The 23,174-nt window shown below is 67.3% G+C and carries 22 protein-coding genes and 1 pseudogene; 16 read left to right on the forward strand and 7 right to left on the reverse strand.

Annotation, left to right across the window (positions count from 1 at the left end):
- The first annotated feature begins 117 nt into the window (after positions 1-117).
- From ABD333_RS37170 to ABD333_RS37210, 9 genes are all read left to right on the forward strand, one after another.
- Positions 118-720 (forward strand): hypothetical protein, encoded by a 603-nt coding sequence (locus ABD333_RS37170; protein ID WP_344547276.1) that lies wholly within the window; start codon positions 118-120, stop codon positions 718-720.
- 6 nt (positions 721-726) lie between these two features.
- Positions 727-1,059: a hypothetical protein gene (locus ABD333_RS37175; protein ID WP_344547277.1), complete on the forward strand. Its 333-nt coding sequence runs from the start codon at positions 727-729 to the stop codon at positions 1,057-1,059.
- A complete protein-coding gene (locus tag ABD333_RS37180) occupies positions 1,056-1,241 on the forward strand; it encodes a hypothetical protein (RefSeq protein ID WP_344547278.1) in 186 nt (61 codons plus the stop codon). The genes ABD333_RS37175 and ABD333_RS37180 overlap by 4 nt, the downstream gene beginning before the upstream one ends.
- Positions 1,238-1,498, forward strand: coding sequence for a hypothetical protein (locus ABD333_RS37185; protein ID WP_344547279.1), 261 nt, complete (start codon positions 1,238-1,240; stop codon positions 1,496-1,498). Before ABD333_RS37180 ends, ABD333_RS37185 begins: the two co-directional genes overlap by 4 nt.
- A complete protein-coding gene (locus tag ABD333_RS37190; protein WP_344547280.1) occupies positions 1,495-2,703 on the forward strand; it encodes a site-specific integrase in 1,209 nt (402 codons plus the stop codon). Before ABD333_RS37185 ends, ABD333_RS37190 begins: the two co-directional genes overlap by 4 nt.
- Positions 2,704-3,173: 470 nt before the next feature.
- Positions 3,174-3,302, forward strand: a complete 129-nt coding sequence (locus ABD333_RS37195) for a hypothetical protein (protein ID WP_344547281.1) — start codon at positions 3,174-3,176, stop codon at positions 3,300-3,302.
- 1,222 nt (positions 3,303-4,524) lie between these two features.
- The gene (locus ABD333_RS37200) at positions 4,525-4,989 is read left to right on the forward strand and encodes a hypothetical protein (RefSeq protein ID WP_344547282.1); all 465 of its coding nucleotides are present in this window, start codon (positions 4,525-4,527) and stop codon (positions 4,987-4,989) included.
- Between the two features lie 183 nt (positions 4,990-5,172).
- Entirely contained in the window at positions 5,173-5,601 is a 429-nt protein-coding gene (locus ABD333_RS37205; protein WP_344547283.1) for a hypothetical protein, read from the forward strand.
- 39 nt (positions 5,602-5,640) lie between these two features.
- On the forward strand, positions 5,641-6,285 hold the full coding sequence (locus tag ABD333_RS37210; RefSeq protein WP_344547284.1) for a hypothetical protein: 645 nt from the start codon (positions 5,641-5,643) through the stop codon (positions 6,283-6,285).
- Positions 6,286-6,437: 152 nt separating this feature from the next.
- On the opposite strand, the gene ABD333_RS37215 is transcribed toward ABD333_RS37210, so the two are convergent.
- The 4 genes and pseudogenes from ABD333_RS37215 to ABD333_RS37235 form a co-directional block, all read right to left on the reverse strand.
- On the reverse strand, positions 6,438-6,989 hold the full coding sequence (locus ABD333_RS37215) for a sigma factor-like helix-turn-helix DNA-binding protein (RefSeq protein ID WP_344547285.1): 552 nt from the start codon (positions 6,987-6,989) through the stop codon (positions 6,438-6,440).
- Positions 6,986-7,312, reverse strand: coding sequence for a hypothetical protein (locus tag ABD333_RS37220; RefSeq protein WP_344547286.1), 327 nt, complete (start codon positions 7,310-7,312; stop codon positions 6,986-6,988). Before ABD333_RS37220 ends, ABD333_RS37215 begins: the two co-directional genes overlap by 4 nt.
- A 1,006-nt stretch (positions 7,313-8,318) precedes the next feature.
- Positions 8,319-8,555: pseudogene (locus ABD333_RS47685) on the reverse strand (transposase); the annotation flags it as partial.
- Between the two features lie 262 nt (positions 8,556-8,817).
- Positions 8,818-9,465, reverse strand: coding sequence for a hypothetical protein (locus tag ABD333_RS37235; protein WP_344547287.1), 648 nt, complete (start codon positions 9,463-9,465; stop codon positions 8,818-8,820).
- A 418-nt stretch (positions 9,466-9,883) separates the two neighbouring features.
- Here ABD333_RS37235 and ABD333_RS37240 point away from each other — a divergent pair, with 418 nt between their 5' ends.
- The 3 genes from ABD333_RS37240 to ABD333_RS37250 all read left to right on the forward strand — a co-directional run bounded on the left by ABD333_RS37240 (position 9,884) and on the right by ABD333_RS37250 (position 13,887).
- The gene (locus ABD333_RS37240; protein WP_344547288.1) at positions 9,884-10,012 is read left to right on the forward strand and encodes a hypothetical protein; all 129 of its coding nucleotides are present in this window, start codon (positions 9,884-9,886) and stop codon (positions 10,010-10,012) included.
- Positions 10,013-10,668: 656 nt separating this feature from the next.
- Positions 10,669-10,992, forward strand: coding sequence for a hypothetical protein (locus tag ABD333_RS37245; RefSeq protein ID WP_344547289.1), 324 nt, complete (start codon positions 10,669-10,671; stop codon positions 10,990-10,992).
- A 993-nt stretch (positions 10,993-11,985) separates the two neighbouring features.
- The gene (locus ABD333_RS37250) at positions 11,986-13,887 is read left to right on the forward strand and encodes a hypothetical protein (RefSeq protein ID WP_344547290.1); all 1,902 of its coding nucleotides are present in this window, start codon (positions 11,986-11,988) and stop codon (positions 13,885-13,887) included.
- Between the two features lie 682 nt (positions 13,888-14,569).
- Here ABD333_RS37250 and ABD333_RS37255 read toward each other — a convergent pair.
- Both ABD333_RS37255 and ABD333_RS37260 read right to left on the reverse strand, forming a co-directional pair.
- Positions 14,570-14,902, reverse strand: a complete 333-nt coding sequence (locus ABD333_RS37255; protein WP_344547433.1) for a mycothiol transferase — start codon at positions 14,900-14,902, stop codon at positions 14,570-14,572.
- Positions 14,823-15,062: a mycothiol transferase gene (locus tag ABD333_RS37260; RefSeq protein WP_344547291.1), complete on the reverse strand. Its 240-nt coding sequence runs from the start codon at positions 15,060-15,062 to the stop codon at positions 14,823-14,825. Before ABD333_RS37260 ends, ABD333_RS37255 begins: the two co-directional genes overlap by 80 nt.
- A gap of 2,900 nt (positions 15,063-17,962) precedes the next feature.
- Between ABD333_RS37260 and ABD333_RS37265 the strand changes: the two genes are divergently transcribed.
- Positions 17,963-18,964, forward strand: coding sequence for a ParA family protein (locus tag ABD333_RS37265; protein ID WP_344547292.1), 1,002 nt, complete (start codon positions 17,963-17,965; stop codon positions 18,962-18,964).
- A complete protein-coding gene (locus ABD333_RS37270; RefSeq protein WP_344547293.1) occupies positions 18,961-19,767 on the forward strand; it encodes a hypothetical protein in 807 nt (268 codons plus the stop codon). Before ABD333_RS37265 ends, ABD333_RS37270 begins: the two co-directional genes overlap by 4 nt.
- Before the next feature lie 795 nt (positions 19,768-20,562).
- Here ABD333_RS37270 and ABD333_RS37275 read toward each other — a convergent pair.
- The gene (locus tag ABD333_RS37275) at positions 20,563-20,748 is read right to left on the reverse strand and encodes a hypothetical protein (protein ID WP_344547295.1); all 186 of its coding nucleotides are present in this window, start codon (positions 20,746-20,748) and stop codon (positions 20,563-20,565) included.
- Between the two features lie 648 nt (positions 20,749-21,396).
- Here ABD333_RS37275 and ABD333_RS37280 point away from each other — a divergent pair.
- Complete coding sequence (locus tag ABD333_RS37280; protein ID WP_344547296.1) at positions 21,397-21,948, forward strand: phenolic acid decarboxylase; 552 nt, start codon at positions 21,397-21,399, stop codon at positions 21,946-21,948.
- Between the two features lie 141 nt (positions 21,949-22,089).
- On the forward strand, positions 22,090-22,644 hold the full coding sequence (locus ABD333_RS37285; protein WP_344547297.1) for a hypothetical protein: 555 nt from the start codon (positions 22,090-22,092) through the stop codon (positions 22,642-22,644).
- Positions 22,645-23,174: the final 530 nt, after the last annotated feature.

Genomic DNA, 23,174 nt, shown 5'->3' on the forward strand with positions numbered 1-23,174 from the left:
CCAGCAGCGCCGACCTGCCCGGCCCGCAGCATGGTCGGCCGGTCGTTCCCGGTGTCGATTCATCATTGGGTGTTAGTGGCCTTGCCGCAGGAGCCCGAGTCATGAGGAAGGGCAACGATGACCTCGCCCGATTCACACGCCCAGTACCAGGCCAAGGTGGATGAACTCCGACAGAGCCTGCCCGCCTTGGCCGATCTCCTCGGCCCCGGGCCGTGGGCACCTGCGTCCTTGGCGTCGCTACCAGCCGCGAGCGTCGTCACTGGCGCCTTCCATACGGTGATCGGCTTCGCCGACCCTCGTCTGGTGCTCTACACCGGCACCAGCAGCCAGCCCGGGGAGCCACGAACCGGCTGGTGCCTGCTCGGTGCCACGACCAACGCCAGAGCCGAGGGATTGGCGATACCGCCGGCCGCCGCTGCGGAGGCCACCCATCCCGATACCGTCCGCGCCATGCAGTTGCTGGCCACGGACATCCCGGAACATGATGAGGCCGCCGTCGAGGCGCTCACCGCGCCCGCCGCGGTGGCCGAGCTGGCGAGCATGGCTGAGTCAGCCCACCGGCACTATCTGCAGGCGATCCCCCCGCAGCAAGCCGAGATCGGCGTAGAGATCTACGCCGTCACCACCGCCATGGACGACTTCGCGGGCGCCACCATCGATCTGCTGTGCGTCGGCAGTCCGATCTGGGTCGCCCGCCTGCGTCCCCCTGCAAGGGACTGACACTCGATGACGAACCAGAACTGGCAGAGCGACACAGAGTCGCAGTCGACGCCGTCTCCGATCACCAAGCAGGAGCTCGACGCGCTCCTCGCGTTCGTCCGCGACCGACAGCTCGAAGCCCGCAAGGCCGCCACCGACGATGAGGCGTACGCGGCCCTGCGTCGACTCACCGGCGCGCTCGACACCGCACTGGTCCACCTGGCCGGTCACCTGCTGCTCGCACAGGACCGCGGCGACACCACGGTGGCGGCGAGCCTGTGGGAGCCGCTCAGCCAGGCGGCCACCCAGTGGGCCGAGTGGCCCGGCTTCCGCGACGAGTGGCGGTGGAGGGGCGAGTGAGCGCGCTCGACACCAGGGCCATGCCCGCGCTCTGGCCGCAGGTGCATCCCGACGCACAGCGCCCGATCACGCGGCCGCGCGGCGCGCAGCGCGTGTTCGACCTGCTGGTAGTCGTCGCCGACGCCGCGGCGGCCGCCGTCGACCTGCCCGTCGCGGCGACGGACGACCGGAGGCGGCAATGACCTCACTCACGCCGCCCCCGCCAGCCGGGGACCACATCACGCTCGCACCGGCTGCCGCCGCCGCTGCCCCCGGCGACGCGGCCAGCGCTGTCACCGCTCCCGTCGGCCACCTCGCGGCGCCGAGCCCGGACGGCGACGCGGTGCTGGAGGTGCTCGAGGCCGAGGACAGCATCCTGCAGGACTTCGCCATCCCCACCCGCGCCGCCTTCGATTGGTGGTACCGCATCCTGAAGCTGCGGGTGACGGGGCCGTCATGACCGACGACGCGTCCCCTCCGCCCCCGACGCCTGCGCACCCGACGGCGTCCGCGCCGGCAGAGAGCTCCGGCGCCGAGCTCGTGATGGCGGTAGAGGGGGTGGTGGTCTCGCCCGCCGTACCGGCGGCGGCCGCCGCGAGGGAACGCGTGGCTGGCGGCGAAGAACTGTCGGCGGGCGCGGCCGAGCGGATCGGCAGGGCGCTGGCCGACAGCACCCGCGATACCTACGCCGCGGTGTGGGAGGGGTTCCTGCGCTGGTGCTGGCTGACCGGCCACACTCCGCTGCCCGCCTCGGCCGAGGCGCTGGCCAACTACCTGGACTACACCTCCCGTCAGCTCACCCGGCGCGGTCGCCCGCCCGCGCCCGCCACCCTGTCCAAGACGCTGGGCAGCCTGCAGGCGGTGCACCGGCGGCTGACCGGGCAGGTGGCCGACGTCCGGCTGGCGAACCTGGTGCTGCGCGACTACCGCCGCCAGCACGCCAAAAGCGCGCGCGCTGAGGGGCGTCCGCTGCGCCGCCAATCGCTGCCGATCACCGACGTGGAGGTGCCGATCCTGATCGGCGCGCTGCTGGAGGAGGTTCCCGCCGAACGGCTGCCGACGCCGCGCGTGCAGCGTGACCAGTGCGCGCTGCTGCTCGGGCTGACGCTGGCGGGCCGGTCCTCCGACGTCGCCGCCCTCGACATCGGCGACGTCCGCTTCAGCGACTACGGGCTCGCGGTGACCATCCCCTATTCCAAGACCGACCAGGAGGCGCGCGGTGAGACCCGGGAGATCCCCTACGGCTCGCAGCCGGCGACCTGCCCGGTCCGCACCACCCGCGCCTGGATCGAGACCTTGGCCCAGCAGGGCATCACCGCCGGGCCGCTGCTGCGCGGGGTGGACAGCCTGGGTCGCGTCGCTGGGACGGCGCGCTACCGCGGGCCCAAGGCGGTCGGACCGATCAGCAACCAGGGACTCAACGACTTGCTCCGGCACGCCGTCGACCTGGCCCGCGTCCGGTTCCCCGACGTGGCGCTGGAGCCCGCATCCTGCTACTCCTGGCACGGGCTGCGCGCCGGATTCGTCGTCACCGGCGGCCGCAACAACATCCCGCCCACCGTGCTGCAGCAGTTCGGCCGCTGGAACGACCTCACGATCATGATGGGCTACTGGCGATCCGGCCGCGGCCGCGTCGGCAACCCCATCGCCTCGTTCAGGCTGTAGGCCTCCCCGGGCCGCGGGACGACAACCTCCCGCCGCGACCGGGACTTCGGCACGTCCCCCGCTGCGACACGCCCGCACGCGGCCCGCGGGGCTCCGTCCCCCGTCACCCGGGCGCCGAGCCGATCAGGGTGGCCCGGCCCCCGGGCTGAGCGCCCGCATATCCATGCGTCTACCTGCCCCTTTGTTCCCGGGGTGCCGCGACGAATATTCAGGTGCTTGATTTTCCGTGGTGAATTCGTGCGTACGTTTGTTCGATACCTGACAGCAGCACTCAAGACCGACATGCCTGAATTGTGCAACGCACCAAGATATGCGGTAACGTTTTCCCCGGATGCTCGACCGCCTTCGGGGCAACTGTCACCTGAAGTGCGTGTCCGAGGCCGGTTCCATCGCCGGGAAACCCCGGGGGGCCAGCGTCGGCGGCGCACCCCTCTCCCTCGGGGAGAGGCTAGCAGAAGCCGGAGGTCGTCTTGTCCATCTGGATGAAGCGGGAGCCCGACTGGGACCAGCTCGCCTTCTGGGTCGCCATCCTGGCGCTCCTGGACAGCGTGTTCTGGCGCCTGAGCCAGCTCCTGACCGTGGGCGGCCCGGTCGGCTGAGCCGACCGGCCCACCACAGTAGGTGAAGGCCTCGTCCCCCGCGTTCTGGTTAGCTGCCCGACGCGGGGGCCGGGGTCCACAGGGACCCGAATGCCCTCACCCCCATCTTAGGTTCTCGGGATTATTAAATCAATCCAGCGGGGACATTCCGAACCTGCATTCGCCGAGATAACTTAATCTCTCCGAGCTTCCCTACTTCCCGCCGAACTCTCATTGCCACTACTTCGTAATCACTCCGTACGGCAGCAATCAAACTTCCCAAGCATTCCCGATTACGTGTATTACGTGGAAGGCGGTACATCGCTCCGAGCTGGGTCATGCATTCGATGCTTCGGCACGGAGAAGATCCAGGGCCTGAGAGCCCAGCATCCGGGCCGCATGCGACGTCGCTGCGGATGCCGGCGCACCCTTCCTCGGTCCGAGGCGGACCGTTCACCCCGCTGGAGGTGGGGTGGATCATCGCAGGAAGGGGCCGCCACGCTGGGACCGCCGTGCTGGTCATCTGGCTCGCACGGGGTTGGCGTGCATCTCGACTTCTGGCAGATGTGCCGCTTGCCTGCCCTCCCCCGGTTATCCTCCGGCGCCCTGGGTGGACGTCGGGCACGGCGGCCCGGCGTTTCAAGATCGTTCGAGGCCCCTTGAGAGGGCCCGCAGCTGTGATGCCGCCTCAGCGGCCCGTAGCGGCGATGAGGCCAGGTCTGGTGGGATGGCCTTCGGGGACGGCCGTTCGGCCGTCAGGGGCCGATTGACGCGGCCGATTCCGTGGTCGCTTGCGTCGTGAACGTCACCCTTCGTGCTCTCTGGGTCATTTCGGCGGGATCCGGGACGGTCGGCGGCCCGTGCCAGCCGAGCCGCCCCGAGGCCCTGGCTGCTGCGACCGGTGCCTCACCGTTCGGTCTCGGGGGAGGGGGCGCGGTCTTCATAGCTCTCGGCTCGGTTGTTCGGCTGCGTCACCGCCGCGGACCCCGACACCGGCGCGCCGGAGCTGTGCGACCGGTCGATCAAGCGCTACACCGCTTGCCTTTCCTGTCCAGGTCGCCCGGCTCACGTACGGCTTGCCGCTGTCAGGGTTTCCTGACACCATCATGCTGTCAGGAATGCCTGACAGTCTTCGGCCGGAAGGAACCGATCATTGTCATGGGGCGAAGTCGGAGACCATGAGGGCTACTCGCGCGTGGTCTTTGTTGACGGTCGCGTCGGCCAGGGTTCACTCGGGCTGCTCATGAGAAGCCCGACGGGCGGCGTGATGGCCCGCGCGTTGGACGCCGAAGGACGGCCCCACGGTACGTCCGAGATACGTGACGGACGCATCGCGATCGGGTGCCGGGCGGCGTGCGTGTGCGGGTGGCAGGGGCCCCTACGGGAGAAGACGGACGGGGACGAGGCCGCCGACCGGTGGGGACAGCTGCCCGACGATGTGGACGACGCGCTGTTCTGGCAATGGCAGGAGCACGTACGGTCGGTGGCCCTCGCCAGTGTCGGTGACCTGGCCGCGAAAGCGGCGGGCATCGCCAAGCGCTTGACCGCCGCCGTCCTGGAAGCCCGCCTCGCCGGCAGTTCTTGGAGCGACCTCGGCGCGGCGGCCAGCATCTCCCGGCAGTCCGCGCACGAACGCTGGAGCGAACAAGACAAGGCTCCGCGCGTCGCCGGTGCGGGCCGCGGTCGGCGCCGCTCGGCCAAGTCTTAGCCAGTCGCTACTGGCCGTTCCAAAGTCGTAGCGGTGAACGCCCAGGCGGGACGCTCGCACCTGGACCACCTCACTCAGGTCCACGCATAGTTCGAGGCCCGGATTGGACACGGCCCCCCGGCTCTGCTGCCGCAGGCATTTAAGCCCCTGCGGTCCACAACCGTGAGCGTTACGCTCGCGGCTGTGGATCGCTACTCCTGGCTGCCCGATCACCAGCAGCATGTCGTGTACAGCCTCGCGCACGCCGACGACCTGATCGCACGCACCGGCCAGCTGGTCCTCGACTACACCGAGCCAGGTGCGTTGGAGCTGGACAACATCAGGAGCGGCGACCGCGAGGAGGTGGTGGTGACCGGAGTGGCTCCTCTCCCTCAGGGCATCGTCAGGTTGGCCGCCGATGCGCTCAACCAGTTGCGGTCGGTTCTGGAGCACATCGTCTACGCGGAACTCACGCACCTTGCCAATGGCTCTTTGACCGACCAGCAAGCGCGTAGCATCGAGATGCCCGCCACCAACAGTGCCGACAGCTACCTGCAATGGGGCCACGCAGGGCCCTCGCGCCAGGCTGGCCGCGCTGCAACCAGGAGCGCCCCTGCACGGGCGCATCGGTGACCTCAGCCGTTCCACCGCCGGGACCCGCAAGCCCATCCATTGCAAGTTCTGGTCGCGCACACCAACTGGTCCAAGCACCGCACCCCGTCAGTAGCTTCCACGCTGCTCGGCGCGGTGAGGGTGGATGGCCCGGCTAGGGGCGTCGTCATTCCCGACGTTCCCGACCGGCCGGTCCAGGTCGGTGATGTCCTGGCCAGCGCGCCCGCCGACCGAGTCATTCCCTTCAGCATCTGGCCGAAGGTTTCCATCCAGCGTCCGCACACCGGGTCCTGGCACAAGCTGCTGCACGAGCTCCGCGACCTGGAGTGGTGGGTGCGCGAGGTGGCGGTACCCATCCTGATCACCGGCACCAAGCAGGTTCCCGCATTGCCGCCGTACCTGGACACCGCTGTGGGGTACGCCGACATCCAGGCTGCTCTGGACGCAGCCGATCCGACGCCCGCCGCAACGCGGATTGCACGGACCCTGGATGTTCAAACGGTACGCAAGGACCTCCCCGAGATCCTCGGGCTCTATCCGGGCGCTGAGCAACATGCCGCCGCCCTCACCGCATGGGTCGAAGGGCTCACCGACGACCAGGTCCTGGCGAAGTTCGCCAGCCTGCGAGTGTCCGATCCGCGACAGCTCGATTTCATGGCCAAAGCCATGGTCGCGGAGGCTCTCGGTGGCGACACCTCCGGCTGAGTTCTTGTCACTTCCAGTTGCGTGACGGGAACTCAGTCAGAGGCCCGGGGCGCTCTGCTGCTGAAAGTGGCCTGTGCCGACAAGGTGTCGGCGCAGGCGGGAGTGGCGCCGAACCTGTTGTGCTGGGCGAGGCCCGCCGTGTTACACCGGCGCTAGCCCGGGTTCGAGCGGCGCGGTTGGGAGCTGGAGCTCGCGCGCCGGCGACGGTGGGCTTTCTGCTTGCACTTGTCCGAGCAGTACTTGCGGGGTCGGCCGACCGTCCGCCCGCCGGGCGGGATCACTCCTGCCCGTTGGAAGAGCAGGGTCACCGGGTCGGGAATGGTCGCTGATCCTCGGGCGAAGCGGCGCGGGCAGCACAGGCATCGCACGATACCCAGCTCCTCGTCGGACAACGAGCTCAGTACGGCTCCGGTCAGGTCGACGAAGCCTCCCTCTGAGTCGCTCAGCATCCGCAGTCTGTCGGGGTCGCGGAGACTGTCCATGGCTTGCACGAGCAGCCGGTCGATGTGTTCCCTAGTGAGGTCGAGCTCGCGGCCGATCTCGTACTTGTCTTTGGGTGTGCCGTCGTCCAGGCCGAAGTGCATGGAGATGACAGCAGCCTGCTGGGGGGTGAGCGTGTTCAGCACCTTGTGCAGGATGCGCGCATCCTCACGCGTCGCTCGCCGCGCTGTCGGGTCGTTGAACTGCCCGCGCCGCTTGGTCATTGCCGGACCTCCCCTGCCCCGGTGTCCGGGTCGCTGGACCGCGTCGCGGAGGTAGGGCTCTGGCCCTGCGCCAGCGGCGCCGCAGTGGGGTCGTTAGGTGGGAACGACCCTATGCCAGGGACGCGAAAGAGCGCCCGCGTGACAGTGGCGATAAGCGGGGTGAGTGCGGGCAGGACGGCCGGTAGATCTTGCGCCTCCGCCTTCTTGACCACGATTTTGATGGTTTTGCAGATGACCACCGCGGCCACGACGATGGCGGCAAGCCATGCACCGATCACCAGGGCGGGCCAGGGCACGGAGGCGATCCAGGAGGGTTCGTTCATGTACTTCTCCCGAGTACGGCAACGGCCCGGGCCGTGAGGGCTCGGGCCGTTGAACGGTCGACGGTGGGGATACCGGAAACGAGAAAAGGCCCCACATCCTGTGGATGTAAGGCCTCTCGTCAGTTGGGCACGCTACCGCCCAACCAGAGAAACGACTATACCGCGCGAAGCTCTGTCCTGTCTTGGATTAGCGCAGCTCCCGACCGCTGGGCCTGGATGAGCGCAGAGTGCCAGGTTTTCGTAACGCAGCCACCCCAGGTCGTCCTCCGGCCGCCCGGCCAGGCACGGTCCGCGCCGGAGGCTGCCGTCCTCCGCACGAACGGGCGGTGCACCTCCGTCCGTGCTTGGCAGACTGATCACCGTGGAGCCGGGGTCCTCTGGCCGCCATGGCTGCACCCATACCCTCGGCCGCCGCGGTCAAGACCGCCTGAAGAGAGCCCACCGCCGCACTCGCCGCTGCCTTGGCCTCCGCCAACGAAACGTTGGCCCGCCACCATCGACATCATCCTGGGTTGCCTGCAATCGGCGCATAAGATCGCCGGCCCCGCGGCGTCGACCAGTGCAACCGCCTCGCCGGACCCCCTACGCCGGCCGGTCCGCGCCTGGCGGCGGCCCCACCCGGCTGTCGGACACAGCGCTCAACAGCCTGCTGCGCACCGCCATCGACCGCGTCAACGACGCCGCGGCGGCCGCCGGGAACGAGCCGCCCTACGACCGGGCCGCCTACTCCTGGCACGGGCTACGCGCGGGCATGGTCACCTCCGGCGCCGCCAGCGACAAGCGCGTCGCCCCCAGCACGATCGCCGCGCATGCGCAGCCTGCAGACCGTGATGCGGTACTGGCGAGCCGGGAACGCCTGGCGCGACAACGCCCTGACCGGCATCGGGCTGTAGCTCGCGGCGAGCCATTGCAAGTGCCTGACGCTCCTATGTCTGCGCAGGTCGGGGTTGGCCGCTGGGTTGGGTGACCAGGACGCGGTAGATCTCGCGATCAATACTCGCCCAATGAGGCAGCGGACGATCTCCTTCTTGGTCTTGCCTTCAGCGGTCCGACGCGCGACGTGCTCCTTGGTTCTGGCGTCCATGCGGATTCTCACCAGGACGATCGTCCACAGCGCGTGGTTCGCCTGACGGTTCCCGCCGCGGTTGAGGCGGTGGCGACCGCTGGTCAGACCGCTCCCGGTCGGCAGAGGGGCGGCGCCGGCCCTATGTGCGAAGCTCGCCTCGCTCCTGAGCCGGAGCGGTGCCGTGGTTCGGGCGGGCTTCTTGCGGGTGAGGCGGCGGGTCATCAAGGTGATCGCGGCCCAGGTGATCATCGCTTCGCTGTAGGGGCATGACATTCGTAGTCGTGGCAGTTCCGGCGGACGCGCATGATCCAGGACGAGGGTGCGTTCGACGATCCAGCGGCGGATCATGTGGAATCAAGGAGTCGACGTCAAGGCCTGAATCTCGCTGAGTCGGTGGGCCTCGGCTCGTCGGTGATCGGGAAGCGAACTGCGGATGTTCTCAGCCGTGCAGGCCCCAGTCATCCAGGCCGGAGTAGATGAAGGCAGTCCGGCCTTGGGGGGCAGACATGCACTCGGCTTCTCCTCTGTAGATCGCCACGAGCGAGTCTGTTCCCCTCCACCAGGTGTCGGCCAAGCCTGCGACCTCAGGTACCGCTGTGTGGCCGTCGAGTTGGAGGGCGCCGACATCGTCGCCGGTGATCTTCGTGACGACTTTCGCCCACATGGCTGCGTGGTAGGCCAGTGCGACCGATTCCACCCAGCCTTCGACGGTCGAGTGCAAAGGCACCCACCTGTCACTGTGGACGCCGAATTCTCCGTTGGGGCCGATCATGAATCCATAGGGAACCGCTGTCCGTGGTATCCCTGCCTGAAACCACCAGCGCTCGCCTGGCGATCCCTCGGGTATGTCAGGATCAAGGATCCTGGGGCCGCCGTCGTAGTGCGGGGCTGGCGGAAGCGCGAGTCCGCCCCAGCGTGACCCGTAGGTCGCCACCCGTTCGATCTCGGCTTGGGGGATGCCCAGCTCCAGCCACCGCTCCCGGTATTGGCCAACCGGGAGAGAGTCGACCCGAAGGCAATGCGCGTGGAGGAAGGACCGCGCCCTGCGGGTCAGCCCTTCGGGGGCCTCGACGAGGTGGAGATTCACCTCGCGGACAGTATCATCCGGGCGCACCGCCGCTGGAAGAGCCTGGCCATGGTGTTCCGCTACTGGCGGCGCGGCTCGGACTGGAGTAACAACGCCCTGGACGGAGTCGGCCTGAGGACCGATTTCTTGGGCAAGCTGATGGGACGCCACACCCCCGTTTTAGGCGGCTGACCTGCGGTTTAGGGAAGGCGCGCCAGGCACCAATTGCCAATGCCGCTGAACTTGTACGCACTTCTGCGAAGGGGCCTTCTTTGGCTCCCGGACTTTCACCATCCACAGCATCGAATGACGCTACTCTTGTGCCGTTCGGTGTCTTCCTCCCCGGCCGTTCTGGCAGGGCATGCCGGTCAGAAACTGGCCGGTGAGGTCTTGGGCCCTTCGCTGGGGCCGGAGGCCTCACGACAAGGAAGGGGGCACCGTGAAGAAGATGAGGCGTCACCACCCGGATGAACCGGATGGCTGGCTGCGCCAGCTGGTCGAGGCGGCCACCGCCAGAGCCCTGGTGGAGCTGCTAATCCGGCTGCTGGGTGGCCCCCCGGAGGTGTAACACACCCCCAGGGGCACCTCAGCGACAGGGCCTCCGCGTGACAGTCTTTCCCCAGACCGCGCGGAGGCTCTATCGTTTCCGCAGGTCGCCAGCCATGACATGGGGCAGCCCCCGACCTTCTTATGCATCAAGAGTAGCAGAATCCGACTTAGCCCATGTTACTTTTGGTCTCATGAAGCCCCTTCTCTTGTGCACCCGAGAGAAGCCAACTCTGTTCTCACTTCTCAAACCATTGTTCCTCATTCCAGGTTCTCTATAGAGCTTTCCAATACTGAGTTCGTATGCTTAGACACTTTCCCAGGCGCTACGTCACTTGGTTTCCGCCTACGCAGGACGCACCCCAGCTTGTTCCTTGCCTCTATCTGCCGAGAGACCATGTGACATTGAGCGGCGGCTGTCGCACTACGCGCCGCTCAGCGCGCCGCTGCCGCACCGGAGGAGCAGGGCCAGCGGGTCGGGAATGGCCGTCGATCCTCGTACGAAGCGACGCGGGCAGGGCAGGCATCGCGCGGTGCCCAGCTCATCGTCTGGGAGCAAGTTCAGGGCGACCCCGGTCAGATGGTGCTTTTGGACCAGCAGAGCGGGTCTGATCGGGGTGTGGGAGGCCACCAGGCTCGTTACGCTTCGTGTCTATAACGTTGCCGAGTTCGTACTACGTGCTGCATCCCGAAGACCAGCCTTTCGAGGCCCGGGTAGCAGAGGGCATCCGTCGGCTTGTGGAGCAGGGTGCGCAAGCTGGCATCTCTCCCCCGGAGATCCAGCTCATGATGACCGTGACGTCGATGACCGACGAGCAGTTGGTCGTCGTGCGGGGGTTGGCGGGCGCGGCTGGACTCACGACGATGGTGCTGGTCGATGACGGGGCACATCCTCGTCCCGGGACGGTGCGGTCGTCGGCATTGGAGCCGCGTCTGCTCGCTGGGATGGATCAGGTGGCGGCGGCGCGAACTGAAGGAGACGCACATGGCCGCCAGCTCTAATGTGACGCTCTGTGAATCCCTGGCTAGGTCGCCGACGTCAAGCTGGTCGACGAGCCTGGCCGCCTCGGAGGGATTGAGAGCAGGCGCTCGGCGATGAACAGGTAGGCGACTGCGAATGGTGGCAGGCCGGGGCAGCTGCAAAGTTTCCGCTTAAGAGGTCGTATCAGCTGGTGCCGGGAAGTCCGAGATCGCGAGCTCGACCTGGGCGTCGCATTGAGAGTGAGAGCACTCGCAGGCGAAGGAGTGGACGGCTAGGGCTGGCGGTGTTCCGTGGGCGAGCGTAGAACGCGCGGTACGCGGCGTCGGGACTGCCGTTGGGAGCGAGTGCCGTGTTCGTGTTCGCTGTGGCGATGGTCGCCTGGCCGTACATCGCCCGGTCTGCGGATCCGCCCGGGCAAGAAACAGGCGTCCTTCTTGCCGGGGCCGGCGTGGCGCTGCTGGCTAGGCGTGGCGTTGTTCCTGTCCGCCGCGCAGCGGTCCAGGGAGGCTCGCGTCGAACGGGAAACAAGGTGTGGGAGCAGATCAAGCAGCGCCACCCGATTGACTAGCGTGCGGCGGCGAGTGGTCGGCCGTCGTCGATGCGAATCGTCGGCGGCCACTCAGCTGCCTGCGGCTGAACAATACGGCCAAGAAGTCGTGCTCGCCTGGGCACGTGGCGATGCCCGCTGGCATCAAGATGTCACGGACTGCGGACCTGGGGACCGGTTCGCTCGGGCGGACCTCCCGACCCGTTAGGTCTCGATGTGTTCGGTTCCGTCCGGATCCCACGAGGTGCGTTGCTAGGCTCTGGTGCCGAGACTTGACGCGAACGCTCGTGCCGCTGCCCGCCTGGCCCACGCCGCCTGGCTGGCGTCGTCGGCCGAAGGTCCCCGCGGGCCCGCGAGATGAGACCACGCCTCGGCTTGATCATGCGGCGCGGTGGGCGTGGCGTCGTGCCGGAACGGGATCAACGTGCCGAAGAACTCCAGCGCCCGGCTCCGAGCTCATGCACGCATGATCGCAGCCGAGCAGGGCATCAGCTACCAGGCGGCGCTCAAGCTGCTGATCGCGTCGCCACCTGCGGGTACTGTCCTGGCGCGCGAGGTGCACACGGCACTCGCGGAGGCGTTCGGAGCCGCCGGCTGGCCGGTCGAGGTCGAGCGCATCCTCCAGTGCGGCGGGTACCTGCTGTATGCGGGGCCTGCGCGGGTGGAGATCCGCCGTCCCCCGGCCGATCCTGCTGACACCAGCGACTATGAGCGCGACCCCGATGACTCGGATGCCGACCTGTCCATACCTCCCGAGGTGTGGATCACCGCACCGTTGGCGCAGAGCAGCGATCTGGAGGTGCACCTGTCGGCGACGACCGCGTATCGGCAGATCGTGGCCGAGTGCTCACGCCAGCTCGCGGCGTCCCGCTCCCGGCACATCGTCCACGCCGACAGCAACGCTGACCAGGCATGCGTGATCTGCGCTGATCGGTACCCGTCCGGGCATCTGCTGCAGCCGCGCACCTCGCCGGAGCTGCGGACTTGTCCGGCGTGCGTGTTCGACTGTGACGTCATCGGCCCGCCCAGCACCTTGGTCCTGGTCTACCAGCTCGACCAACTGGAGATCGAGGACCTGGCCATCCCAGCGGGATGGGCCGGACCTGTTGCGCTGCTGGCTTGTCTGGCCGCGCCCGGCTTGGTGGCCCGCGCGGAGGCCTTGGTCCGCGAGGACGGCCGGATCGCGCTGCCCCCGGCCCTGCGCTGGGATGATCCCGCCGATATCTGGGTGTGGCTGCCCGCCCTTGGCAGCAGGCCGGCCGCGTTCGCCGACCTTGACGTCGGCGCCCGGCTCGGCGTGTTGGTCGAGGCCGTGGACTCCGCCCACCCGGACCTGCGCGAGCAGGTGGTGACCGCGCTGGTCGACGACGGCCCGGACGAGTTGGACCCAGACGAGCACGACCAAAGCGAGGCCGACGTGGGCAGCGGGGAGCGTGAGCGATACGCCCAGGCGCTGGATCAGGTGTGGCCAGCCGTGGTGGCCTACGTCGTGTCGTTCTTCACCCAGGCGTGCGAGCGGCCCGGTGAACGAGACCCACTCACCCACGTGGTGGAATCCTTTGACGCGGTGGGCGATCACTGCGGACCCGTGCTCGCCGCCACGACCGATGCGGACCTGGTCAGTGATCTGCTGCCCGAAGCGCTCGCCGCCCTCGCCATCGCCCTCGGCCTCCCCGATCCCTTGCGTGCCGTTCCCGACTCGGCCACCGACAACGCACCGGTGGCCAGCGTCTCGGAACTGTTCCCCGCCGCGGACGCAGACGACGCACTGGCGATCTTGCGCCAGGCCAAGCCGGTGCACGGCGACGTCGATGCGGTTCTGGACCGGGTCGTCGACCTGCACGGCGATGATGGTCCGTTCGGGCCGTTGCCGCGGGTTCCGCACGGCAGCCAGGTCCGGCGGTTCGCCGACGAGGTCCGTATCGCGCTGCGCGGCCTGGGCTTCGAGGTGGCCGACGCAGGTATGGAGCCGCTGCGCGATGACATCGCCCGCCGGGGCCACCTCGTGGCCCGTGTGATGTGTATCCAGTTCCCGTATTCGCTGCGGTACCTGCCGTCGGCCGAGGAGTACGCCGCCATGGTCATCGGCGCCCTGCCGCCGCGTGACCCTGGCAAGCTGCACGCCATCTACCCGGTCCCGGTGAACCTGTGGGGCACCTTCACCCGGGCCGTGCCCGTCGGGCTCGACCCGGCCGCCATCGTCGGCCTCGCCGACCGCTACCCGCTCGACTGGCCCTGCGAGGTCACAGGAACCGCCGTGCTCAACGTCACTCTCAACGAGGAAGCGAGTGCCTACCATCTGCTGCTGGAGATCCCCTCCGGTTCGGCGTTGGCCCGGCACCTCGGACTCCAACAAACGGACCAGTAGGCGCCTCTGCGCTGCACGCGTTCTCCTGCTGGGACACGCTCGGGCAACGATGGGGGTGGGGTAGTCCCATCCTGCTGACCTATCGCGGTGCTTTCGTGCGCGGGGTGCCTGCGTTGTCGTAGCGCAGCCGCAGGGGCACTGGCACGGTCCTGCTTCGCGGACGTTTGCGGAGCACCTCGATCTTGTTTCCTTCGCCCAGACGCGGGCGAGGCCAGCCGCCCACCAAACCTCGCAAAGCGCCACGATCGTGACGATGATGTGGACGTTGCAGCCGGTACCCCATCGTTGATCTTGCCGAGCTGGCCTGACAGGCGCCGTGCAGCCACATGAAGCGTTAGACCTTCGGGCAGTCGCGTTCGCGCCCCACAGGACACCTCAGCGGGTCCAAATTCTGGGACAAGGGGGCGATCATGTCTCACGCGGACGCAGTCCCTCCCAGGTCCGTAGCCGCGATGTCGATGGCCAGCAACGAACGAAGGTGACCTGTCACGGCCCTTCTGATCGGTCAACCGCCGCGCTCTGACTGGCTCTGCCGTCCACGCACCCACCTCGACAACGATCACGTTGCCATCGACAGTGGAGCCACCCGGCATACCCGCTGTGGACCTCGAACGGCGTGTCACCAGACCCGGTGAACGTATGTGGTCACGCACCAGGGGTGCAGTGCTGTACGCCGAGCAAGCTAGACGCGCTGGTGGTCGCCGCTCGCGCCGTCGATGAGCTCGCGCACGATGTCCATGTGGCCGACGTGCCGGGCGGTCTCCTCGATCATGTGGATGAGCACCCAGCGCAGCGTCATCCTCTCGCCGCGCTCGTTGGTGCCGAGCTCCTCGAGGCCGAACTTCTCGATGACCTCGTCCGAGGACGCGCGGGCGTAGAAGGCGAGGATTTCGGCCGTGGTCTCGCCGGGGTCGACGCGCAGGTCGGCGTCCTCGTCATCGTCGTCGAACGGGAGCTCCTCGTGCTCCTGCCCGAACGTGTCGGCGAACCACCAGTACTCGACGGGCCCCCAGATGCTTGACCAGGCCCAGGAGGTTGGTCCCGGACGGCGTCATAGGGCGTCGGAGCGCCTCGTCGTCCAGGCCCTCGACCTTCCACAGCACCGCGTCGCGATGCCGGTCCATGCTGACCTGGAGGCTTTCCTTCTCGCCGCCGGTGAGCGGGACACTTTTCATCCCCGGAACGTAACAGCTGCCCACCACTCGGGCTGAGTGATGGGGCCACCCGGCACACCCGCCATGGACCTGGAACGGCGCGTTATCAGACCCCCCGGTGAACGTATGTGGTCAACGCACGAGCCGCGGCACCGCGCCCGGCGCATCACGATGACCGAGGCGTCGTGCAGAGGACTGAAACCAGACGGCGGCTGGTCGTTCTCGGCGGCGTACCCTCACTTGTCCCTGCCAGCGGCTAGAACATCAACATGGTGGATTGGTATGGGCCCGCGGAGTTCCCCGAGCATCGCCGTGCGCGGTTGCTGAAGCGGCTGGCCCATCAGGAAGGCACAACAGATCCGGTGGCGATCGCTCGTGCGATGGCGGTCCGTGCCGCTGCGCGGTGCACGATGCCTCCGGTCGCACCCCTACCCGAGCGTGCAGCTTGGCTGGGTGACGACGGCCGCTTCCACCTGCGAGTAGCCGGCCGTTTGATCTGCGCGGCCCGGCGGCGCCGCCGGGGGTCGCCGCCCGCGCCGGCGGTCTGGCACGAGCAGCGGTGTCCGTGGTGGACAGCTGACGGGCTCGGTATTCGCATGCACGCACCGCACGGCGCGCCTTCGGGCCGCCCCGAGGCGTCGCGGGGCGTGGTCGCCGTCGGGTGGGCAGTGGTTCTTGGCAGCGAGCCGACTGACCCCGCCTCGGTGCCAGTCCAGCAGCGCTGCCCGGTCAACCAGGCCATGGGTGAATGGCCGCCCTACCGCGGTGCCCGATTGGCCTCGATCACCGAGGTGTTGATTCAAGCACTGGGAGCGGCATGTCATGCCTGCCACGGAGCTCTGGGAGTCTTCGTCGATCACGAACCGGTCAGCATGCGTGTGCGTGGCCTGACATGCCGGCACTGCAACACCTGGCTCGAGACCTGTCCGCATCCAATCGGCTGCGCCTGGGCGGACTACCTCAACGACCCGCCCGCAGCCCCGCTGAATCTGCACTACCCGCGCTCCGCGCTCAGCCGGTCCGCGCCCGCCGACCCGAGACGGCGGCCGTAGACCGTGAGCCAAGCCGGCGACAGCCGACACCCCCCACGCTCGTCACCGACCGCGCTGGTGAGGAGGAGATGGGCGTCACAGGGTTGTGGCGCCCATAGATAGTTGGCACCGCCCGGCCGCGCTGAGCTGGGGCGCCGCTGCGGGCTCCCAGGTGTAGTGGGCACGAAGTCCCAGAGATAGTTGGCACCAAGTGCGCGTTCCCAGCGTTGTCGGCACCAGCGCCAGCGCTCTGACCTGGGCTCGAACACAGGGGGAGTCTCGGCGCGGGGCCTTCACGCCACCTATCTCTGGGTGACCGCCAACTATCGCTGGGAGTCACAACAGGTTGTGGGCTTGTCGCTCGATCCAGACCGTCAGCAAGATGCTGACGGTTCTCTCGGCAACGACGCAAGGGACGGGCATGTAGATGTTGCACCGTTGTCACGTCTTACCTGGTCAGGAGGGCCAAGGCTGCGGTGCTGGTCGCTCCGTGTGGCGCAGGCCGAGGCTTCGACCGTCCGACGCTTGCGGCAGGCCTGATCAGGTGCGTGATTCGCGGTACTCAACTGGGGGGGGAGTACGAGTGCGGCAGAACATGGGGCGGCTGGACCCCCCCTTCTGGCGTGCAAACGGCTGATGTTCTGTCGCGATCGACACCGGTAGGGTGAGCGGCGTGGACTCATTCTGGTGTTGTCGGAGCACTGCCACTTGCTTCGCAGGGGCCGCCTCGAGGGGGGCTCCGGGTGAGTCGAAGCCGGTCGCGTCCGTCGAGTTCCGACGGCACCTCGGTCCCGTCTGTGGTCGGCGACGACGCCTGTGACGGGCCGCGTCGGCAGCTTTTTCCGCGCTTGGGGCTCTCACCCGGTGGCGCTCCACGGCCAACGGCGAGTCTGTTCGGTCGACCGTCTGGTGGCCATGGGACCCGTCTGACCTGCAGAAATACACAGTGCTATAACCAAGCTCATAGCAGATCACATAGCTGTCGGAACAGCGTCTCCGATAGCAAGACTCATAGTCAATTCGATAGCCTGTGCGATGACTATCGCATAGATATCACATACTCAACGCGCTATGGGGCGTACCATATCGCGCCATACTGCAGACCTGTACGCTTGGCCTATGGCTTGCTCCACTGTTGGCGCTGCAGTGAGCAACACCTGAGGCGATGTCATTTACTTCACTCGATGCAGCAATACCTGCGGCAAGCGGTGCGCTACAAGGCGCTACACCACAGGCGGCACCTCAGCCACGACACCGTACGCCACTCGCCGCCCTTGCCCTACTCATGCAGCACGCCACATCCCCTACTGAAACGCACCTGCTCTAATCCGTTGGATGTCGCGCCATACAACGAGCTCTCCAGCAGACCTGACCGCAGGCGTGCCGCGAAGAGATGTGATTCGCTACAACTGGTGCAGGGAGACCTGCGGCAAGCCGTGCGTTGCGAGGCGCTACACCACAGGCGGCACCTGACCTACGCCCCTGCACTCCATTTGCTCCCCCAACTCGGGCGCTACAGTCAGGGCCTTCACTCGCCTCAAGGCATGGGACAACACCGACGTCGACCAACACAGTGCCCGCCGCACTCACGCTACCTACTCAGCTCGCCATGGCTCACGATGCGTCACTCGCGTCCAGAGACCTACCTCAGTAGGAGCTAGCCCATGCGTCGCCCGTCACGTCGAAGTCCACAGGCAGGCGCGTGGCAGCTGCGATGCTGGCGCCGACGAGCATCAGCGTGCCAAGCGGAACCTCAAGCCACGTCACGCCCTGGCCGCCAACGCGCAGATTGTGTCATCCTTTGGGACTCGTTCGACGTGTCCTCCTGTGTCCCGTGCGATCTTCTGGTATCACGTGACTCATAAGACTTGCCGACCCGAGGAGTCGAGTGTGGTGGCAACCTTGCCGCTCGAGCTGAAGCTCGTAGACCTCAGCGCGGTTCAGACCGCCCTGCAGGCACGAGCCACGCGCCGCTATGAGGACGACCGCGAGCACGACAACCGCATCAAGATTGTCGCCTTCGCCAATGGCAAGGGAGGAGTCGGCAAGTCAAGCACGTCGGCAGCGTTTGCTGTGGCGGCCGCTCGCCAGGGTGCGAGAGTCTTGCTTGTGGAGCTGGATCCGCAGGGCAACAACGCCGAGGATCTCGGTTTCGTGCGCAGCGACATCGCCGACGATGGCCGGGCCCAGGCGGCCGCCATCCTCAACAGTCGCCCGCTGACCCCAACCGGATCGCCACGCAAGAATCTGTTTGTCGTGCCTGGTGGTGACGCGCTCGAGGAGATTACCGAAGAGCTGTACTGTCAGCGCCGGCTGGCTAGTCAGACCGGTGACACGACGTGGCTGGGCATGTATGCCGCCTCCCTCGAGCAGGTCTACGACGACTACGACCTCATCATCTTGGACGTCGCCCCCGGGATTCTCGTCCTTCAACTGCAGGCTCTGGTCGCCGCCGACGTCGTGATCGTTCCATCCAAGTCCGACCCGTCCAGCCGCAAGGGCCTCCGGCTGATCACCCGGCGGTTCGGCGAAGCGCTCCAGTACAACGACTCACTGGTGATGCTGGGAGTCGTACTGTTCGCTGCGGGGTCGAGTGCGACCCGGGTGAAGAAGGGCATCCGGGACGACCTCAAGCGCGACCTGGCGGGGACCGAGGTTCCAGTCTTCGAGACCGACATCCGCCACGTCGAGGCCGTCGCCGTCGAGGCTCGACGCCGCGGCCTGGTTCCGCAGGAACTGTTGAAAGAGAAGGATCTGGACGCCAGCCTACGTAAGTCAGCTCAAGACTTGGCCCGCGACTACGGAGCCTTGACGGGCGAGGTCCTGCAAGCGATCAATCAACTGCGTGAGAGCCTCAACGAGGCAGAGGAGATGGAGGAGGCGTCAGCGTGAGCAGCGGCGACCAGAAGGACAAGAACGACCCGCTGCCCGACAACGCCGATGCCTTCAATGTCTTGAAGTCGCAGGGCCGAAAGCGCAGGCCGCGACCCCCTCAGCCGAGCGAGCCACCTTCGCCTGGACCCGCGCCGGCTACCGCCGCTGTCTCAGGTATCCCCTCACCGGCCCCCGCGATGGCGGCCGAGGAACCTATGGACGCCAGCCGCGCCGCTCCCCTTGCTCAGCCGGTCTCCCTGGTGCCCTCTCAGGCGCCGGAGCCCTACGCACCGGTGAATAATCCCCAACCGGCACCGCTTCCGCATGCCCCAGCGCAGCCAGCGGCGCAACCTCAACAGGCCGTCGCCTCCGACGAAGCAGCCGAGCTCATCACACCCACCACCGCGCTCGTGGGCCGTGACGTCGCGCTGCAACTGGAGTATTTCCAGCAGCAGCAACGGGACGCGACGGGTATTACACCAACGATCACCCAGGTTGTCCTCGATGCCCTGAATCATTGCTATGGCCGGTACAACCAGCTGGTCGAGCGATGGAACCGCCCTGCACAGACCGAGAACCTGCCCTTCCCGGGGACTTCGCGCCGCCGCCGCCCGGCCAAGGGGAGTCGCCTCACCGAACAGTTGCCGCTGCGCTGCACCGTCAGCGAGATGCGGCAGATCGACCACTTCGTTGACGAGTCCCAAGCCAAGTCACGGAGTCAGCTGATCGAGGTCGTGCTGACGACCATGTTCACTGACAACAACGTCAAGGTTCCCAAGAGTTTCCGATCCAAGCGAGGCGGTGCGCCCGCGGCCCAGTAGAACCCCGGAAGACGCACACGTGGGCCTTTGTTCCCGACATAGCACCTGCGGCTCTGTCTCGAACAGAGGCCTTCGTCATCCCGGCCAGTGAGCGCACACCTCGAAGTACCTACCTACTGCCCCCGAAGGCCTCCGGCAGCCGGAACACGGGCTATTGCCGCGCCTTCAACGACGCCGGGATTCCCGCACACGTCCCGGGGTACCCGCTCTCCCACCTAACTGACCACACCTGGTGCGGACGTTGTGGGACCAGTTCGCTTCGATCACATCCTCTGCACCAAGAGCACCTGAGAGCCGTGCTCGGCTGCCACCGCAGCCGCGATCCGCGACTTGCTCTCGTACGGTGACCAGGCGGGCGACGATGCTGCGTCCTGAGTTCGCTACACAGATCGTGATGTCGTACAGCGCGGGGCTCCCTCGGAGCCCACGTGCGGCGCCTCGTCGTGAGCGCCACGGCAGTCGGAGCCTGGAGCAGTCTCCCCGGTCGATGCAGCCCAGGTGCAGAGGGAAGGCCCTTCGAGCTTCACCACCCCGTCACAACCAGCGTGCCCGTAGGGAGGCTGCCTATCTGTCGCCATAGCTATAGAGATAGTCATCGCTATAGCTGGCGCAATAACGATCAAGCTGCACGAAGGCAGTGCTCTCCTCGGGATGTCTCCGCTCAGCTGTCCCACCGTTATCTTGGGCTTCCAGGCGATCATGCAGGTCAGCGACCTGATCGGCGTGAAGGCACGTGAGGCATGTGGGTCGCGACGTTAAGCTTTGCGAGAGCGCCGTACGGCAGCGGCTCAACACTTACGGTGTGGTGGTGAGTCGTGGACCGGGGAAGATCCAGCGCGCTGTGTACGAGCTGCTCGCGTCTGCGCGGACGGTCGAGCCGTGGCCGGTGTACATGTCGGCGATCGGGCTTGCGCGCCTGGTCCACCGTACCGAGTCGCCGAGCGCCGCGCAGTTGGAGACCGTCCGTCGCGCCTGCCGCACGTCCGCCTCGCTGGAGCGAGACAGAACCTGGGCGGATGTTCCGACGGCGAGCCCGTGGGATTGGGATACGGACCACCGTGTGAACCGGTCACTGCTGATCGCCCGCCTGACGGCCACGGAGCCAGAGGACTGGCTGTGGCGCGCCTACATCACCGGCCGGAGCGGGAGGTCCTCCTGGCACGTCGTCCTGCCGTATGCCGACCAGCCCGGCTACCGCCCGCCCGAGCCAGACGAGCTCGTCACGGCGGTCGAGATGGGCGCGTTGCGCCAGGAGCCGCCCGCCGGCGTTCTCACCGCGGTCAACGCCTACAGCGGCACCGGCCTCGGCCCCCGGCCGACGTCGCCCGCTGGGCACAGCAGCGAGCGCACGACGAAGAAGTATCCCGGACACGCTGGGAGGCCGCTCGACGCCCACGGGGCCAACATCTGCGGTTGGGTCCGTACTTCGTCGACCCGTCCACCGCGCCGGACGGCAACACACGGTAAACGCTGGTCCAAGGTTGGTGGACGCCGGGAGGGAACTGGGAGGTTTGGGGTAGTTGCGGGGGTGTCGCCGCAGCGGAACAACGCCTGTGCGACGCGCAAACGTCACCGTGCAATCGGGTGGCACCCCATGCAGTCCGCTACGCCTTGTGAGGAGAACAGCTCATGCCCACCGCCACCAAGGTCCCTGCGACGACCGTGGACCACCCAGAGCCCAAGCAGGACCTGTCAGCGTTCGTCGGCAAACACTTCATCTACACCTACGCCAACGGCTGGCAGTACGAGTGGTACGCCCGCAACGAGAAGACCTGCGACTACCGCATTCACCACGGCCTGGTCGGCGGCCGGTGGGTGACCAGCCAGCCGATGGAACTGGTCCAGATCAGCGACGGCCAATACAAAGTCGACTGGCACGAACCGACCGGCACCTGCGTGAGCCTGCTGTTCGACCTGCCGCGCCGGCTGCTGCACGGCACCATCTTCTTCCCGCAATGGATCGCCGGAAAAGGACAGCACCCCGAGAAGACCATCTGCTACCAGAACGAGTTCATCGAGGACATGCACACCTTCCGCGACGCGGGACCGGCCTATCCGTACCTCATCGTCCCGGAATTCGCCAAGATCACCTACATCGCGGACCGCGGCTGCGACAACGACGAGGTCATCAACGTCGCGCCCGGCCAGCTCCCCGACGGCTACGCCGACCGCACCAATTGACGGCGTCCCGGTCCAGCAGGTGCCACACCGCTCAGCAGCTCAGCCGAGGAGCGCGCCGACATTGATCGCGCCGCCGCCAAGAGCCGCTGCTCGGTGTGCACGCCCTCGGTGCTGCACGCGGCTGCCGAGGCGCTGTTCGAGGTGCGCAACGCGCTGGTCGTGCATGAGATCGCTTCGGTGATCTCGTTCCAGGCCTTCGGTGAGTCGTTTGCCGGGCAGGTTCTGCACGCGTGCGAGGGCCGGTTCCTCGTCGAACTCCCTGACATGGAGGCTGACGTCGATCCGGTCGCGCTGCTGCACACCGCGGTCGAAGCGGCCGCCGCCCACCTAGACCATCCATTGGAACCGGCGGAAGGTCCCGCTTTCGCGCCGACCGGCCGGGTGGTGTTCGGCTACGTGATGCTGCCGCAGCTGACCGGGTCCCCGTCGTGGGACGCCGATGGCGACGCCCCGCTGGTGCTGTCGCTGGGCCGCGAGGACCTGCACATGCTGCGGATCGCCTACAGCTCTGGCGGCGGGTTCGACGGCCCCTACGAACCCGGCCCGTGGCGCTGGTATCTGGGGCACCGGGTGCCCCGTGACACGTGCATCTCCGAGACCAGGGTGATCGCACCTGCCCTCACCGGCGAGGTCGCAGCGGAAGTGGGCGTGCTCACCGCTGAAGTGCTCACCGGCGAGATGCCGCTTCCACGCTGAACACGGCCCGCGCAGAGGAACACGGCAACGCCGACTTGTGCCTCAACAATCGCCGACCTGTGCGGGACCCGCCGCGAAGTGCGCAATGACGCTGGCGCACGAGGGCTCACCGAGAACCTCGTCCGGCTCTCCGAGCTGCGACAACATCCCGGTCCCCAGGACGCTGCACTGGGATGCTCTGCATATGCGCATGTGCTCGACCATCACCAAGAGCGGAAAGCCGTGCCCGTTTGAGGCCCGACCATCAGGGTTGTGCCATGTCCATGATCCCGCCGTGCAGTGCGGCCAGCCCACCAAGAAGGGCCGACCCTGCAGTGTTGCCAGCGGCGGTGGCCCGTGCGTCTATCACCGGGACCAAGCAGCTCCCACGACGACACAACAACTCCGGGCGAAGGACGAACATCGGCGACCCGGGGCAGGCTGCGGTGACGTCGAGGTGCCGTCGGGCCAGCGGCGTCACACTGCGGCAGGTGTCGCGGTCTGGACCGGAAGCGACGAGGCGAAGATCCAGCGGAAGCTGGAGGAAGCGG

The sequence above is a fragment of the Actinomadura fulvescens genome (assembly GCF_039533225.1).
In the GTDB taxonomy this organism is placed as follows: domain Bacteria; phylum Actinomycetota; class Actinomycetes; order Streptosporangiales; family Streptosporangiaceae; genus Spirillospora; species Spirillospora fulvescens.

Bases quoted from the DNA above. Each gene is read 5' to 3' on its own strand.
- ABD333_RS37175 (WP_344547277.1), top strand. From the start codon at position 727: ATGACGAACCAGAACTGGCAGAGCGACACAGAGTCGCAGTCGACGCCG.
- ABD333_RS37220 (WP_344547286.1), bottom strand. From the start codon at position 7,312: ATGAACGAACCCTCCTGGATCGCCTCCGTGCCCTGGCCCGCCCTGGTG.
- ABD333_RS37170 (WP_344547276.1), top strand. From the start codon at position 118: ATGACCTCGCCCGATTCACACGCCCAGTACCAGGCCAAGGTGGATGAA.
- ABD333_RS37200 (WP_344547282.1), top strand. From the start codon at position 4,525: ATGAGAAGCCCGACGGGCGGCGTGATGGCCCGCGCGTTGGACGCCGAA.
- ABD333_RS37190 (WP_344547280.1), top strand. From the start codon at position 1,495: ATGACCGACGACGCGTCCCCTCCGCCCCCGACGCCTGCGCACCCGACG.
- ABD333_RS37280 (WP_344547296.1), top strand. From the start codon at position 21,397: ATGCCCACCGCCACCAAGGTCCCTGCGACGACCGTGGACCACCCAGAG.
- ABD333_RS37185 (WP_344547279.1), top strand. From the start codon at position 1,238: ATGACCTCACTCACGCCGCCCCCGCCAGCCGGGGACCACATCACGCTC.
- ABD333_RS37215 (WP_344547285.1), bottom strand. From the start codon at position 6,989: ATGACCAAGCGGCGCGGGCAGTTCAACGACCCGACAGCGCGGCGAGCG.
- ABD333_RS37260 (WP_344547291.1), bottom strand. From the start codon at position 15,062: ATGAAAAGTGTCCCGCTCACCGGCGGCGAGAAGGAAAGCCTCCAGGTC.
- ABD333_RS37250 (WP_344547290.1), top strand. From the start codon at position 11,986: ATGATCGCAGCCGAGCAGGGCATCAGCTACCAGGCGGCGCTCAAGCTG.